The following is a 15,470-nucleotide window of genomic DNA, read 5'->3' as shown; positions in this document are numbered from 1 at the left end:
ATTCCGGAGTCGTCACGGCGAATCCTGTTGCCCGGGGGCGGGCGCACCGCGATGATCTCCCCTGTGTCCGACACTGTGTCTACGGGTTCCGCTCTGCGGCCTTATCCCAAGATCGCCGCGAGGGAGCGGCGTGCCGTATCCGGAGGCCGGGAGTGGATCGCGGTGGAGAAGGTGCACGGGGCGCACTTCGCCGTGGTCTGCGACGGCACCGGGGTCCATCCGGCGAAGCGGCGTGAGCTGCTGGGCGACGATGCGCTGGACGGTTTCTTCGGTGTGAGCAGGGTGTGGCCGGTGCTGTCGGTGGCGGCGGCCCGTTTCGCCTCGGCGGTGCGCGGTGTGTGGGGCGATTCCGCGGTGGTGACGGTCTACGGCGAGCTGGCCGGCGGCTGTTATCCGCATCCGGATGTTCCCGCGGTGGCCGGAGTCGAGCCGGTTCAGACCGGTGTGTGGTACTCGCCTGGCCTGTGCTGGCTGCCGTTCGACGCCTCGGTCGAGAGGGACGGGGACCGGTGGTGGCTCTCCGACCGAGCTCTGCGCGATGCCGCGGCCGCCGCCGGGCTCATCTGTGTTCCCGTTCTCGGGCGGGGCGCGCTGACCGGCCTCCAGGAGCTGCCCTGCGCCTTTCCCAGCAAGGTCCCGGGCCTCTTCGGGCTTCCCGAGCTGGTGGGCAACCTCGCCGAGGGCTATGTGCTCAAGCCGGCCGGTGAATGGCAGGAGACGGGCGGCTCGGACGCCCACCCGCGGCCGGTGGTGAAGGTGAAGCAGAAGGCCTTCGCCGAGGACGAGCGCTTCGACGGCGCTCGTCCCTATCTGGCACCGCGACAGGGAGCGGCCGGGGTTCCCGCCTGGCTCCTGGTCCAGGCATCGGCACTCCTCACCCCCGCCCGTGCGGCCGCCGCGGTGAGCAAACTGGGACCGCGCACTCCCGTGGACGCCGTGGCGGAGGAGATCACACGGGACGTGGCGGAAGAGCTCGCCGAAGCCCTGGGAGGACTCGAAGACGCAATCCTGCGCGCTCTGGAACGAGCGCTCGGGCCCGGTGCGCGCTCCCTTGCGGTGTTCGACGCGGAGGACCGCCGCACCGCCCGTACATGATTCCTCCCCGTGGCGACCACGAGAGCATCATGATTTTTTCGAATGCTCCGGAGACGAAGAGCAGCAGCTCACGTGAATTATGGCACTGCTTTTGATCATTCACGTTCATCTGGGCTTATGTCAGTTCTATTGACCGCCACCTGCCGCAGCGGCAGGGTTGTCCCCGCTCGGCCGCCTGACCGGGCAGAACAGCGAGCAGGGAGGTTCTGATGAAGTCGACTGCTGCACTGAAGAAGACCGCCAAGAAGATCACCGTCCGCCGGACCGGCGACGTGCGCCTGACCTCGGCCGCGTGCCAGTGCCCGTACCACGCTGCCGCCTGACGGTGACTTCGTGAGTACCGCCCGGGTGCACCGGATCCCCTCCGGCGCACCCGGGCACCCGGAGTACCGGGCGAAGCTGCTCATCCGAGGCTTTGGAGCGCTGTGAGCGAACCGACCCTTGCGGTACACGAGTTGAGCTTTGTTCCAGAAGGCGAGGACGAGGTCCTGGTCGGCCGGCTGGACACCGGTTCCTACGCGGTCTTCCCCGCCGACGGCGCGCAGCTGCTCAGACGGCTCACCGAGGGGATGCCGCTGGACGAGGCGGCCGCGTGGTACGAGGAGACCTTCGAGGAACCGGTCGACGTCGAGGACTTCGTCGCCACGATCCGCGAGTTGGGATTCGTCCGCGAGGCCGGGGCCGAGGAGGTCTCCCCCGCCGCGCCGGTCCGCTTCCAGCGGCTGGCACACGCGGTGTTCTCCCCGGTGGCCTGGCTCTGCTACCTGGCCGTCCTGGTGTTCTGGCTGCTGGCCGTGGCGCGCCACGGCGAACTGCGCCCCGCCCCCTCGCAGATCTTCTTCGTCAGGTCGCTGCTCGCGGTCCAGCTGGTGATCACGTTCGGCCAGGTCCCGCTGCTGCTGGCCCACGAGGGCTTCCACATCCTGGCCGGCCGCCGGCTGGGCCTGCCGACCAGGCTGCGGCTGAGCAACCGGCTCACCTACATCGTGGCCGAGACGCAGACCAACGGCCTGATGAGCGTGGAGCGCCGCAAGCGCTATCTGCCGTTCCTGGCCGGCATGGTCTGCGACGGCGTGGTACTGGCCGCCCTCGGCCTGATCGCCGCGGCCGACCGCCACCACGACGGCGGCTTCTCGCTGACCGGCCGGGTCTGCCTGGCGCTCGGCTTCACCGTGGTGATGCGGATCTGCTGGCAGTTCCAGCTGTACCTGCGCACTGACCTGTACTACGTCTTCGCCACCGCGCTGCGCTGCTACGACCTGCACGACGCGAGCAAGGCCGTGCTGAGGAACCGGATCTGGCGGCTGCTGCGCCGCCCGGAGCGGCAGGTCGACGAGAGCCGGTGGAGTGAACAGGACCGCCGGGTCGGCGCCTTCTACGGGCCGTTCATCCTGCTCGGCTTCTGCGTACTGGCGGCGATCACGGTCTTCGCGAGCGTACCGGTCACCGTCGGCTACCTGCGGATCGCCACCCACGCTCTCGGCTCCGGACGCGTCGACGCCCACTTCTGGGACTCGCTGCTGTCCCTCGTCCTGAACGCGGCCCAGGCCGTCGCCCTGATCGTGCTCTCCCGGCAGAAGCGCCGCGAGCAACGCCGCAGGACCACTCCGGAGCCTTCGTCCGTACTCTCCCCGTCTCCGACCGCCCCGATGGAAGGGTGAACCGACATGGCCAGCCACCGCAGGATCATGAGCGAGAGCCCGGCAGCCCGGTTGCGTGTGGCCGCCGGCGACGGGGACGCCACGGTCGTGGCCCGCTGCCACCGGCGGCTGCGCGGTCCGTACACCGGTGTGGACACCGTGCTGCGCGCCGTGCTGCCCGAGGCGGCCCGCCGCTGGCCGGCTCTGGTGGAGTTCCACCGGATGGAACTCCTCTACGGCATACCGGAGTTGACGGACCTGATCGGTCCCGCGCCGCGGACGCTGGCGATCGAGTCCTCCTTCGAGGAGCGCACCCGGTTCTTCGGTTCCGGGATGATCCGCTGTATGAGCCAGGGTGTCGTCTCCTTCCTGCTCGACCACGCCCGCCAGTTGCGGTCCTGCGGTGAGCGCCCGCCGTACCTGGTCTTCGACGAGGTGGACCAGGCGGAGCCGACCACCCAGGAGTTCCTCGCCCTGCTGCTGCGCCGCGCCGACCCCGGGCAGCTGAGGGTGGCGGTCTGCACGTCACCGGGCGAGCTGCCCGAGGAGCTGGAACGGGCGCTGGCCGGGTACGCCGAGCGGTTCGACGCCGAGCCGGAACGGAGCGGGCCGGAGCAGAGCGGGCCGGAACGGAGCGGGCCGGAGCAGAGCGGGCCGGAGCAGAGCGGTCCCCAGCGGAGTACGCCGGGCTCCGCGCGCCAAGCGGCCGAGCTGGCCGAGGCCTACGTCCAGGGCGACTGCACCGGTAGCGACCCCGCCGAGCTGCTCGCCTATCAGGAGGCCGCACCGGAGCTGCGCGCGCGGCTGCACGACCTGCGCGCCGAGCAGCTGGAGCGGTCCGCGCCGAGTTGGGGCCTGCGGGTGGGAGCCCTGACGTACCACCGTGAACACGGCAGCGACCCCTCCGGAGCCGGCCGGCTCGCCCTGCTGGCCGCCCAGCGCCACTGCGTCGAGGTCGGCTTCTCGGCCGCGGTGATCGACCTCGGTCTGCGGGGGCGGGCCGTCACCGATCCGGGCGTCCACCAGCACGACTACTGGGAGTTCACCCAGCAGGCGGCGGCGGCCTGCATCCCGCTCAACCGCACGGCGCAGTCGATGGAGCTCTACCTCGACGTCATCCAGCGGTTCACGGACCCCAAGGTCCACATGATGACCAGTTACTCGATCGCGATGCTGCACACCCGCTTCCTCCAGCCCCGCGACCACGATCTGGCGCTGCGCTGGCAGAACAACGCGGTCGCGATCGCGGGCATCCTCCCCGACCCGGCCGAGCGGCTCACCTTCAGCGTCTTCCACGACAACGGCCTGGCCCTGGTGGAGATGCACCGGGGCAACCTGGACCGCTCACTGGAACTGGTGGAGTCCTGCATGGCCCGGCTCGACGCCAGGCTGACGGACGACCAGTGGCGGCTGCACCGCTCGCAGCTGCTGTACAACAGGGCCCGCCTGCTGACGGCCACCGGCAGGCTGGACGAGGCCTTCGCCGACTACTCGACGCTGGTGGATCTCGACCCCTACTACACCGACTACCTCTCCGAGCGGGCCCGGATCCACCGCACACGCGGCGACTTCGCGGCCGCGCTGGCCGACTACGACCGCGCGGTGGAACTCGCTCCGCCGTTCCCCGAGCTCTACTACAACCGCGGGACGGCCCGGACCGAGGCGGGCGACACCAAGGGCGCGCTGGCCGACTTCGACTACGTCCTGGAGATGGAACCCGAGGACACCGACACCCGCCTTGCCCGTGCCGAACTCCTGCTCGGGCTGGAGGAGTTCGATGCGGCCGCGGCCGATGTCGCGGCCGGCCTGGCACTGCGGCCCCAGGAGCCCCGGCTGCTGTGCATGCGCGGAACCGTCGCGCTGCAGCGCGGCGCGCTCACCGAGGCCTTCGAGGCGCTCGACGCGGCCCTCGGCCTCGATCCGGACTACCCCGCCGCCCTGCTCAACCGCGCCGTCGTCCACTACGAACAGGGCCGCCACCAGGCCGCGGTGAAGGATCTGACCACGCTCCTCGACCTGGTCGGCGACGACCCCGACGTGCTGCTCAACCGCGGTATCGCGTACCAGGCCGACGGTCTGCCGGACCTCGCCCTGGCCGACTTCGACCGAGCCCTCACCCTGCCGGGTGCGGACGAACCGGAGCTGGAGGCCCGGCGCGCGCGGTGCCACCGCTGACCAGGGGTGCCGGTACCCGGGTACCCGGTGGCCCGTACCGGCACCACCTGGTCGAAAGCAGTCATCGGCAGGGGTGCCCATGTCCCCGGTGGCGCCGGAGTCTAACTGCCGCCCGGCTCACCCTCGTACGCCTTCCGCAGCGCCGCGATGTCGAACTTCGTCATCGCCATCATCGCCTCCGTCGCCCGCCGGGCCTTCACGGGGTCCGGGTCACCGATCATCTCCGGCAGCACGGTCGGCACCACCTGCCAGCACAGGCCGTACCGGTCCTTCAGCCAGCCGCACGCGATCTCCTGCCCGCCCGCCGAAAGCCGGTCCCAGTAGTGGTCCACCTCCGCCTGCTCCGCGCACGGGATCTGGAACGAGACGGCCTCGTTGAACCTGAACTCCGGTCCGGCGTTCAGTGCGAGGAAACGCTGGCCGGCCAGCTCGAACTCGACCGTGAGCACCGACCCGACCGGTCCGGGGCCGGCCTCCGTGCAACGGGTCGTCCGGCCGAGCCGGGAATCCGGGAAGACCGACACGTAGAACGCGGCAGCCTCCTCAGCCTGGCCGTCGAACCACAGGCAGGTGGTGAAACCGGTAGCGGGCGTGTTCATCGGGACCTCCCAGCAGCCGACACAACGGTGCTACCGACGGTCTCACGGATGCCCGACGGCACCGGACATCCGACGCGCCAGCGGGTCCACCACGGCACCAGCGGCCCTGTGCCGGTGTTCCGCCATCGGTGTCGGAAAACGCACCCGGGAAACCGGGGAATCACCGATGCGTACTCTGCCCAGCACCGCCGACCGTTCCACTACGGCGACTTCACCGGATCGGGGAGGAATCGTCACGCGCTCTCACTCCGAGGGCGAGGGGGACGCGGACCCCAACACCTCGCCCGCCACCGCGGCCTGCTGCCGCATCTGCACCTTGATGGTCCGCAACTCGCCGGCGTGCTGCGCCATCAGGGCCCGCTGGTGGTTCGCATCCGATGCGTACCAGACGCCCACCACGTTGTACTGCCCCTTGCAGGCCAGGTCGGCCTGGGCCGTCCGCTGCTCGCCCGGCGCCGGCTTCGGCCCCGCGAACGCCGGGTCGTTCACCGCGTCCATCGGCGTCGCATAGTGGTACCCCTTGCCCGCCATGCACGACGACCAGTCCTTGAACACGGCCTGGACCGCGGGGTCCTTCATGGCCCCGGAGAATCCCTCGGAATTGATCTGCTTCACCAGGTCGGCCTCCCCGAAAAAGGTCGCACCGGCCGAGAGCTTCTCCGTCATCCGCCCCATGCAACCACCCGCCGGGACCGTCATCGAGCGATAGGCCGTAGGCGTCCCGTCGTTCTTTCCAGGGGTTCCGTTCCCCTTCAGGACCAATTGGTAGCCCTGTTCGGTGTTCTCCGGCGGATCCGGCGGAGGCGTGAAGTCGAGGTATCCGGGATCGGCCGGACCGAAATGATATCCGGTGGTTTTCGCCTGCGCCGAGCTCGTCACTCCGTACCGCATCTCGGTGATCGTGGCCGGCGCGCTCTTCGGCCCGAGATAATGGCCGGGGAACGAAAGACCGTACCCTTTCATGCATTCTTGCAGAAGGGCCTGCGCGGCCTTTCCGTACAGGGTCTCGTCGGCCTGGGACGGAATGTAGTCGGCGATCGGCAGACGCAGGTCGGCGCTCTCCACGGTCGTCGGGGCCGGGGACGGCGCCGGCGCACCGGTGCTGTCGGCACTGGCGGCGGAGCATCCCGGAAGTGCCCACATCGCCGCCAGTGCGGCGCAGGAGCCGACGGCTGCGGCGAGCGGACGGGACAGCGGGGAACGGCCGAACATGCCTGGTTACTCCTCATCCGGCTGGACGATGACACGGCAGGTGGCCGACCGGGGAAGCTGCCCCGGTCGGCCACCTCGGTGCTGCTAGCTCCAGAACCAGAGCGAGGCGTTGTTGTTGTAGGTGTAGCCGAGACGGTTCTCGCCGGAGTTCGGGGCGAGGTAGTCCGAGCTGCCGGCGTAGTTGGAGTTGTAGAAGATGCTGGCCGCACCCGGGCCCCAGTTGTAGGCGGAGGCGGCGTTGTTCTTGACCGCGTCACCGTTACTGAAGGTCCAGCCCGCGAAGTTGGGGACGTTGCCGTACACGTCCACGGTCCCGCCGGCGTAGTTCGAGTTCTCGTACAGGGTCACGTGATCCGCGGACGCGACACCGGCGGCGCCGATAGTCGTGAGCGCGGCGCCGGCGATACCGAGCGCGAGAACGTGCTTGATGCGCATTGGTTCTCCTCTTTCGTTGACGTACTCGGCTGTTCTGCCCATATGCGGGTCTCCCCGCTGGCATCGAGAACGCTACCCACCGGCATTCGGGCCGGGCAACGCCGTTTGGTTAGCGTATGGAGACAGCCAGACGTTCCGCATGAAGCTCGACTATCACCACGAGTTCCGCCTTTCGGTGTGACGCTGCGCCTATGGGATGCATTCGGGCATTCCGCCCAGCGCATGGTGCACCAGGAGCCGTCCGTACACCTCCTGCCGGATGCCCTCCGCGGTCTTGCTGATCAACGGGCCCCTCTCCCGCTCGGAGCCGAGCATGACGCCTCGGAGCAGCTCGTGTTCGCCGGCGGTGACCGCGTCCAGGGCGAGCAACTCGGCGGCCGGGGCGAGCTCGTGGTCCAGTTCCGTGGTGACCAGCCCGGATCCGACGACCCGCAACCGCCGGCCGCCCATGGCCGTCAGGTACGAGCCGTCCGGCAGCCATCGGCGGGTCTCAGGTCGCCGCCATCCTGTGGGCGCCAGCCAGGCCATCTCCGCGCGTACCTCCGCCGCGGCCCGTAACAGGTCGTCGGTGAGCGGGCGTCCGGCCACCATCAGCAACGTGCCCGGGGGCGTGGAACGCAATAGCGCGCGCTCTGTCCCGGCCTCGCCGAGCACGACGTTCACGATCGCGCGGCTACCGGCCTCGACCAGTGCGACCACCCTCAACGTGGAACCGAGACCGGTGCCCTGCGGCAGCTCCATGACCTGCTCCTGCACCAGCATCAGGGGTCTGTCCCGCCAGCGCGGGCGCGGGATGCCGGGACTCGCGACCGGCCGGGCGGCCAACCGGACGAGCTCACGCAACGGCGCGGATCCCAGTCGCTCGCGTGCCTGGAAGATGCTCGCCTTGCTCGGCAGGTGCTCGCCGCTCGGTAACCGCTCGTCCCCCCAGAGTCCGCCTCGGCGGATTCCCGCGGTCAGTCTGCTCATCACGTCGAGGTACGGGGCGGGAGAGAAGAGCGCCATGGCGAGGACGAAGTAGACCATGAGCCGTGCCGACAACAGACGTCGGCGCTGCTCGGTCCGCCCGCAGGAGGCCACGGCCTCGTCGACGAGTGCGGGTGGATAGCTGCACAGCAGCAGGCCGATTCCGGTGTTATCGGTGGAGAAGACCATAGTGACTCCCTTACGCACGAGTCTGGGTGGAATGGTGCGGTACCGCCCAGGACAGCGGTCCGTCGACGACCGTGGTGCGTTCCGGCATGCCGTGCTGGAACAGGCGGTCGTCAGCCGGACCGGGTCGGCCCCGGTGGCTCGGGCCGCCGGCTCACCAGGCACCCTGGTAGCGGCCGCCCGGCTGGACGGCCAACGGAACCTCGGCTCTGTCGGCGACGGGTTGAACAGGTTCCGGATCTTTCGGAGCCCCGGGGACGGGCGCCTTCCGCACAGGCGCCGGCCCGGCCGTGGCAGCCGGCCCCGACGCCGGGGCGTTCGGTCAGCCGGAGGGCCGGGGTGACGGCTCACCGGTCCGGGACCGGGTCGATGAGGCTCCACACCGATCAGCAGCGTGCCGCGGACGTGCCCCTGGCGCAGCCCGAACTCGTCGATCCCGAGTACGCGCGGGTTCTTCGACGCCGGGCCGGACACCGCCCGGCTCAGCCGCACCTGGGCCGAGCGGCCGACCACCGCGTTGAGGATCCCGGCCGACCACCGGCCCCGTCCTGCGGGCATCAGCGCGACCGTCCGCACAACGGCATGCGGTCACGGACTCCGGCGCCCCGGCCGGAAGCCCGGCCCGGCGACCTGCCCGACGAACGCCGCCCGGGAACATGCCGCTGCGACACGTCGGAAGCGACGGATCCGCGATCCCGGAACCACCCGGCGGTGACCGACCGCCGAATCGGCCCGGACCTGTGGCGCGGGCGCGTGGTCCTCACCGCGCGACCGCGGTTTCGACCGGGGCGGGCCGGTTATGACCGCCTGTCAGCTCAGGGTGGAAAGTGATCCGGAACCGGTTTCACCCGTCGCCAACACACGGTGCGCGACCTCCTCTTGACCGGAACAGGCGCAACCGGCCCTCGATCCGTCCTGCCTGCCGCCTGGACGAGCCGGACGGAGTGGGGTGTTCGGTGCGGCCTCAAAGAGTTCCTCCGCCCGCGGTGAACTCGCGGCACCGGCCTGGTCGGGCGCAGCAGGCCCTCGGCGTCACCGGGGCGCCGACCGCAGGACCTGTGATGCCGAGGTACGCGGTGGTGAGGACGAGAGCAGCCCGCTTGCTGATCATGTATCCCCTTCAATCGGCCTTCGAAGCTTCGGAGATGCGTACCAACCATGCCGGGAGGATCGCCCCGTGTCGATAGCGCTCACTCCACCGCCCTTGGTAATGCGCGCACTTGACCTGATCCGCTATGGCGGTGTCTCCGGCACGCCGCGTTCGGCGTCGTGGGGCTGGTTGCGTGCCCCCCGGCTACCGCGCGGCGGCCGGGCGGCTCGGTGCCGGCCTGGGCCAGGTCCGATGGTGCTGGTCGATGACGTAGTGATGGCCGTGGTGCCAGCCGCCGTCGGCGTGGTGGGCGTCGGCGAGGTGGGGGTGGCCGGCGGGTAGCTCGGTGTGGAGGTGGTCGAGTCGGGCGGGGTCGCCGGCCGGCCAGAGCACGGTCGCTCCCGTCGCGGCGGCCAGGGCGACGGCGCCGAGCACCGCGGCGGTGACGGGAAGGCCCGCGCCCGCGGCGAGCCATCCGGCGAGGGGGTAGGTCAGCAGCCAGCAGCTGTGGGAGAGGGAGAACTGGGCGGCGAACGCGGCAGGCAGATCCTCGTCGGCCGCGGAGCGGCGGACGACCCGCCCGCCCGGGGTGAGGACCGCGCTGCAGGCGGCGCCGATCAGCGCCCACGCCGCGAGGAGAGCGGCCCAGGACCAGGCGGAGCCCGCACCGGCGGTCAGCGCGGCGACACCGGCCAGCACGGCGGGCAGGATGAACGCGGCGGGCAGCATGACCGCGCGGTCGCTCATCCGGACCAGTACCCGGGGCAGGAGGACCGCGGCCAGCATGGAGCCGGCACCGTAGGCGCCGAGAGCCAGCGAGACCGCTCCGGCGGGCCGGTGGAAGTGGTCGCGGACGACGACCACGGTGTTCACGAAGACGATCGCGCCGGCCGCGGCGACCGCGAGGTCGAGGGCGAGCAGGGCCCGCAGGCGCGGGGTGGCCCAGAACAGGCGCGAGCCGAACACGGCCTTGGCGTAGAGACCGCCGGTCCGCTCCACCGGGGCCGGCTTGGGCAGCACGGCGGAGACGACCAGGGCCGCGGACCCTAGGTAGCCGGCCGTGGTGCCCGTGAACAGCCAGTCGTACGGCACCGCGGTCAGCAGCAGTGCGGCGAGTGCGGGGCTGAAGAGGCTCTCCAGGTCATAGGCGAGCCGGGACATGGACAGGGCCTGGGTGTAGTCGCGTTCGGCGGGCAGCACCTCGGGGATGGTGGCCTGGAAGGTCGGGGTGAACGCCGCGGACGCCGCCTGCAGCAGGAAGACCGTCAGGTAGATCTGCCAGACCTGGGTGACGAACGGCAGGGTGAGCGCGACACCGGCGCGTGTGAGGTCCATCGCGACCATCAGTGCCCGCCGCGGTATCCGCCCCGAGAGCGCGCCCGCGACCGGCGCGATGGCGACGTAGGCGACCATCTTGATCGCCAGCGCCGTACCGAGCACCGCCGAGGCATGAGCCCCGGCGATGTCGTACGCCAGCAGGGACAGCGCCACGGTCGCGAGGCCGGTACCGACCAGCGCGACGACCTGGGCGGTGAACAGGTGGCGGTAGGTGCGGTTGCGCAGTACGGACAGCATGGCCCCGTCCCGGTCAGCGTGGGATGACCCTCACATCATAGTAATCGCGTGCGCATGTGTGCACATATTGATTTCGGAAGGACGCCACCGGGCGATGGACTCGGGTCAGTCGTGCGGCGGCAGTGAACCGATCTGGTGGTCGGCCACGTTCAACGCCTCGTCGACCAGGCGGCGCAGGTGGCCATGGCGCAGCGAGTAGACGACCCGGCGCCCGTCCTTGCGGGTGGCGACCAGGCCGGCCAGGCGGAGTTTGGCCAGGTGCTGGCTGACCGAGGGCCTGGCCGCGCCGGTGGCTTCCGTGAGGGTGGTGACGTCGGCCTCCCCCCGGCCGAGCCTCTCCAGGAGGGCGAGCCGAGTACGGTCGGCGAGCAGGGCCAGGACCGACGCGGCGACATCCAGCCGCTCGTTGCCGCCCCGCTGCTGCGAACTCTGTGCATCTGCCACGCCGGTGCTAGTGCTCATCCGACCATCGTAGAGCCGGACCAGTGCGCACGCGTGCACCCATGGAGGTCTGTGACCGCCTCACCGCCGGCCCCCGACAACAGCGAACGGCGTCCGGCCGCACTCCCCCGCCCGCTCGACCGCGCCGTCGCTACCGGACTGATCAGTGTGCGGCGCGCACGTCCATTCCATGGCGCCGCAGCAGGGCGGCCGTCACACCGTCGCCGGGGCGCAGAACTCCGTCGAATGAGCCGTCGTAGATTTCTCCGCAGCCGCAGGAAGGGCTGCGGGCCGTCAACACGGCGCCGGTGCAGCCGGTGCGGCGAGCGACGGCCAGAGCCCGATGGGCGCCTTCGACGAACTCCTCGGTGACATCGGTTCCCTGGTCGTCGACGACCCGGGCGCGGCCGTCCAGGACGTCGTCCCCATCGCCGCCCATGATCTCGGCCGGGCGCCGCGGAGTGGCCAGTCCTCCTGCCGTCTCGGGGCAGAAGGGGACCGCGCGCTTGCCCTCGGCGGCCTCGGTGGCGAACGCGGACTCCTTGGCCCTGCCGTCGTACCTGCACGGCACTCCGCTGAGGCATGCGCTGAGCAGGATCGTTTCCACGGTCGGCCCGGCTGCCGGCAGCGCCAGCGCCTTGGCGTAGCAGCGGCTGAGCTGCTTGTCCTGGTAGGGCGGGTAGTTGGGGATGGGGGTGTAGCCGGAGCGGGTGTAGAGGGCGATGGCCTCGGGCTGGTGGACCGCGGTCTCCAGGCGGACTTCGGGGTGTCCGAGATCGGCCGCCATGCGCTCGGCCTCGGCCAGCAGCCGGGTGGCGATGCCGAGGCCTCGGGCGTCGGGCGCGACGTACATGCGCTTGAGCTCGGCCGCGCCGTCGGGGAAGGGCTGGATGGCGCAGCAGCCGACGAGTCGGTCGCCGGTCTCGGCGAGGAGGAAGCGGATGTCCGGGTGGATGTGGGCGCCGCCGGTGCAGGGCTCGTCGGGGTAGCGGGCGGCGAGGTCGGCGTCGAGGTCGCGGACCAGCCGCAGGATTCTCGGGTCGTCGGATGCGGCCTCGGTGATGGTGAGGTCGTGGGTGGTCACAGACTGCGTTTCCCTTCGAGCATCAGGTCCAACTCGGCTTCCAGTACGGGCCGTTGAAGGCCCGACGAGTGCGCGTCGGGGCCGGTCACGGCTTCGAGGGCCAGGCGCCGGGCAGGCGACCGGCACTCGGACCCGCGACTGCGGACTCGACGGTTCCGACCGGAAGCGCGACCAGACTACGGCCTCCACCCGTCACTCCTCGTCCAGGGGCAGCGCCTGTTCGGCGGCGGCGTACCGCGTCTCGCGCGAGGTGTCCCGCCCGGTCATCAGCGCCGCGCCCCGCCCTCAGCGGATGAGGACGGGGTAGCCGACCGCCGGCAGCACCCATAGCGTGACCGCGTCGACCAGGACGAACGGATACTTCACGCGGCTGTGAGGCACCACGTCGGCACCCGGGCCTGACGCACGTCCGCAGTCACGCGGGCGCTGGGCGCGGCGAGCATGCGGACGGGGCGGGAGAAGGTCGGGTCGGACGCTGCGAGCCGTCTCCGGCACGGCGAAACACGACGTCGGCCCGCCCGACCCGCAGCGGGGTCGGGCAGGCCGACGTCACACGGCCCCGGCCTCTGCCGACAGCGTCCGGACGTCCGGTCGGGACGCGAAGGCACGGCCTACGAGAGGGGCTCCCCTGTCAGACGGGCTTCAGTGACCGGTGCTTTCGTCCCGGTCATCGCAGCCGTCCCCACGCCGGGCTTGCCGGGGCAGTGGTCGTGCTTCTTCCTGCAGATCGTGACGGTGGCCTTGGCGGGCTCACTGACGACCTGGAAGCCCTGCGGGGCGGTTCCCGCAGCCACCGCGATGTTGGTGATCCTGCAGGGCTTGCCGTGACCGTGGCCATGACCATCGCCACCGCGGCCCTCGGTCATCCTGCAGTCGTCGAGGTCGGCCTGCGTGATGGTGTACGTGCCGTGGCAGGTGGTGCTGTCACCGGGGGCGAGGGTGGTCGCGTCACAGGTGACGTCGGCGACCCGGTCGTCACTGACCAGCACGTCGGTCAGCGTGGCGCCGCCGGTGTTGGTGACGGTGTAGGTGTACATCACCTTGCTGCCGACGGTGAACGGACCGCGCGAGACCACCCGCTTCTTCAGCTCGATGTGCGGTGCCCCGACCGGCAGGGTCAGCTGGGTCTCCGGGGAGGTGATCGTCGCGCCGTTCGCGCTACCGGTCGCCGCGGCGATGTTGGTCACCGAGCCGGCCGCACCGTCGGCCGCGGTGATGGTGTACGTGCCGGTGCAGGTGGTGGTGTCACCCGGACGCTCCGACGGCGCCAGCGTGGTCGACCGGCAGGCGATGTCGGTGACGTGGTCGTCGTGCACCGCGACGTCGGTCAGCTCCACTCCGCCCGTGTTGCGGACGGTGTAGGAGAAGGTGACCGTCTGCCCGACGGAGTAGGGGCCGGGCGTCTCCGCCTTCTTCTCCACCACGAGGCTGGGCGGCTGGTCGAGCGGCACGCTCTGCGAGGACGGCGGTGAGGTGACCGCCCCACCGTTCGAAGTACCCGTCGCGACAGCCGTGTTGTCGATCGAACCACGGGTCACATCGGCGGCCGTGACGGTGTAGGTGGCGGTGCAGGTGACCGTGTGACCGGGCGCGAGTGTCGTCGAGGGACACGACACCGGGCCGATCTTCGGGTCGTTGACGGCGACATCGGCGATGTCCGTCGTACCGGAGTTGGTCACCACGAACTCGTACGGCACCCGGGACCCGACGGTCAGGTCACCGGGGAGTGGCTGGCCGACCTGCTTGACCAGGTTCAGCCGCGGAAGCGGCTGGTCAGTGGTGACGACCAGGTTGCGGATCAGGTGGACGTCGGTGAACAGACCGGTGGATGCCGCGAAGCCGAACTTGTAGGTGGAGGGCACGGGGGTCGGAGCGGGAGTGCTGAGCACCTGCTGGAACCCGCCGCCGTCGTTGAAGTCCACCGACACGGTCAGCACCGGGTTGGGCGCCGGGGTGAGCTCGATGTGAACGCTGCGGCGGGAGGGTTCGAGCGCGGCCTCGGCCTCGGCGGGAGTGGCTCCCGGAGGCAGCACGGTCAGCGGCCCCTGCAGCTTGCCCGGAAGCGTGGAGGGCCAGGGTCCGGTGGTGGTGAAGTTGCTGGTGGTGGCGGTCAGGAAGCAGTAGCCCTCGGTACCGTCGCCGGGACCCCGCACCGTGACCATGTTGGCCCCCGGCGCGGGAACGCGGAACGCCGTCCCGGCGGGCGACCGGGTGGCGCAGCCGTTCCCGCGGTGCTCCCAGTCGCCGAAGTAGTTCCCGAGGACGTCGAGGCCGACCCCCAGGTAGCCGCGGTCCACACCGGGCAGGAAGGTGGCGGTGGGATCATCGTCGGGAAGCTTCTGCGCGTACCCGAGGCCGCCGCCGAAGGCGCCCGGGTGGGTCAGCGTGCCATCGCCGTCCACCAGGAAGAACGAGATCCCGTCGGCGGGGGTGTTCGGGGTCGTGCTCCCGTACTGCCACTGGTCGAACGTGACGTTGAGACCGTCGTTGGCCGGCAACGCCTGGTTGTAGAGGACGGCACCTGACTGGTCGTTGGAAGCGTCCGTCAGCCGCAGGTAGCCGTGCGGCGCTCCGTTGGGCGGCGGCACCGGGCCGACGCCCTCGGGACAGCCGCCGAGCGGGTGGTTCCCTGGGCCCGGCGCGGCGGCGGCCGGCGCACCGGTGAGGCACGCCGACCCCACACCGATGAACTCCGGGGCCGTCGCCTGCGTGAACGTCTCCTGCACCAGAGGGGAGCCCGTGGCGCGGGGCCGCGCCTGAGCGGTGTCGGCGACGCTCAGCGCCGACGACGCTCCCGCACTGACGAGGAGGGTCAGTGCCGCCGCGGCCAGCCGGGAAGTTCCCGTACGCCGACCGGGCGTTGGTCTTCTTGGCATCATGTCCGTCACAGGTAGCAGAGCCCTTGCCCATGCGGCCCGACGCCGAGCCGCTCCGAACGTCCGACAACCCGAAAGGCCGAGCTCCCGGGCTGC

At 70.7% G+C, this 15,470-nt stretch carries 11 protein-coding genes and 1 pseudogene; 3 read left to right on the top strand and 9 right to left on the bottom strand.

Annotated features, from left to right (window positions below; genetic code table 11):
• Positions 1–51: 51 nt before the first annotated feature.
• The 3 genes from ACSMTC_RS38555 to ACSMTC_RS38545 all read left to right on the top strand — a co-directional run bounded on the left by ACSMTC_RS38555 (position 52) and on the right by ACSMTC_RS38545 (position 4,910).
• Entirely contained in the window at positions 52–1,095 is a 1,044-nt protein-coding gene (locus ACSMTC_RS38555; RefSeq protein ID WP_436564418.1) for an RNA ligase family protein, read from the top strand.
• Positions 1,096–1,550: 455 nt separating this feature from the next.
• Positions 1,551–2,756 (top strand): hypothetical protein, encoded by a 1,206-nt coding sequence (locus tag ACSMTC_RS38550; RefSeq protein ID WP_436564417.1) that lies wholly within the window; start codon positions 1,551–1,553, stop codon positions 2,754–2,756.
• Positions 2,757–2,762: 6 nt separating this feature from the next.
• The gene (locus tag ACSMTC_RS38545) at positions 2,763–4,910 is read left to right on the top strand and encodes a tetratricopeptide repeat protein (RefSeq protein WP_436564416.1); all 2,148 of its coding nucleotides are present in this window, start codon (positions 2,763–2,765) and stop codon (positions 4,908–4,910) included.
• 101 nt (positions 4,911–5,011) lie between these two features.
• On the opposite strand, the gene ACSMTC_RS38540 is transcribed toward ACSMTC_RS38545, so the two are convergent.
• From ACSMTC_RS38540 to ACSMTC_RS38500, 9 genes and pseudogenes are all read right to left on the bottom strand, one after another.
• Positions 5,012–5,509, bottom strand: a complete 498-nt coding sequence (locus tag ACSMTC_RS38540; protein ID WP_436564415.1) for a VOC family protein — start codon at positions 5,507–5,509, stop codon at positions 5,012–5,014.
• A 243-nt stretch (positions 5,510–5,752) separates the two neighbouring features.
• On the bottom strand, positions 5,753–6,721 hold the full coding sequence (locus tag ACSMTC_RS38535) for a hypothetical protein (RefSeq protein WP_436564414.1): 969 nt from the start codon (positions 6,719–6,721) through the stop codon (positions 5,753–5,755).
• Between the two features lie 84 nt (positions 6,722–6,805).
• Complete coding sequence (locus tag ACSMTC_RS38530) at positions 6,806–7,156, bottom strand: peptidase inhibitor family I36 protein (RefSeq protein ID WP_436564413.1); 351 nt, start codon at positions 7,154–7,156, stop codon at positions 6,806–6,808.
• Positions 7,157–7,345: 189 nt separating this feature from the next.
• Entirely contained in the window at positions 7,346–8,311 is a 966-nt protein-coding gene (locus tag ACSMTC_RS38525; protein WP_436564412.1) for a transposase domain-containing protein, read from the bottom strand.
• A gap of 1,291 nt (positions 8,312–9,602) precedes the next feature.
• A complete protein-coding gene (locus ACSMTC_RS38520; RefSeq protein ID WP_436564411.1) occupies positions 9,603–10,973 on the bottom strand; it encodes an MFS transporter in 1,371 nt (456 codons plus the stop codon).
• A gap of 105 nt (positions 10,974–11,078) precedes the next feature.
• Positions 11,079–11,435, bottom strand: coding sequence for an ArsR/SmtB family transcription factor (locus ACSMTC_RS38515; RefSeq protein WP_436564410.1), 357 nt, complete (start codon positions 11,433–11,435; stop codon positions 11,079–11,081).
• 142 nt (positions 11,436–11,577) lie between these two features.
• Positions 11,578–12,021 (bottom strand): 2-thiouracil desulfurase family protein, encoded by a 444-nt coding sequence (locus tag ACSMTC_RS38510; RefSeq protein ID WP_436564919.1) that lies wholly within the window; start codon positions 12,019–12,021, stop codon positions 11,578–11,580.
• Between the two features lie 93 nt (positions 12,022–12,114).
• Positions 12,115–12,498, bottom strand: a pseudogene (locus ACSMTC_RS38505) (GNAT family N-acetyltransferase); the annotation flags it as partial.
• A 611-nt stretch (positions 12,499–13,109) separates the two neighbouring features.
• Positions 13,110–15,224, bottom strand: a complete 2,115-nt coding sequence (locus ACSMTC_RS38500) for a DUF7507 domain-containing protein (RefSeq protein WP_436564409.1) — start codon at positions 15,222–15,224, stop codon at positions 13,110–13,112.
• Positions 15,225–15,470: the final 246 nt, after the last annotated feature.

This window comes from Kitasatospora sp. HPM-01-4 (assembly GCF_051374625.1).
GTDB lineage: Bacteria > Actinomycetota > Actinomycetes > Streptomycetales > Streptomycetaceae > Kitasatospora.
Note: the sequence above shows the minus strand (reverse complement) of the source record. Positions and strands in the feature narration are given on the sequence as shown.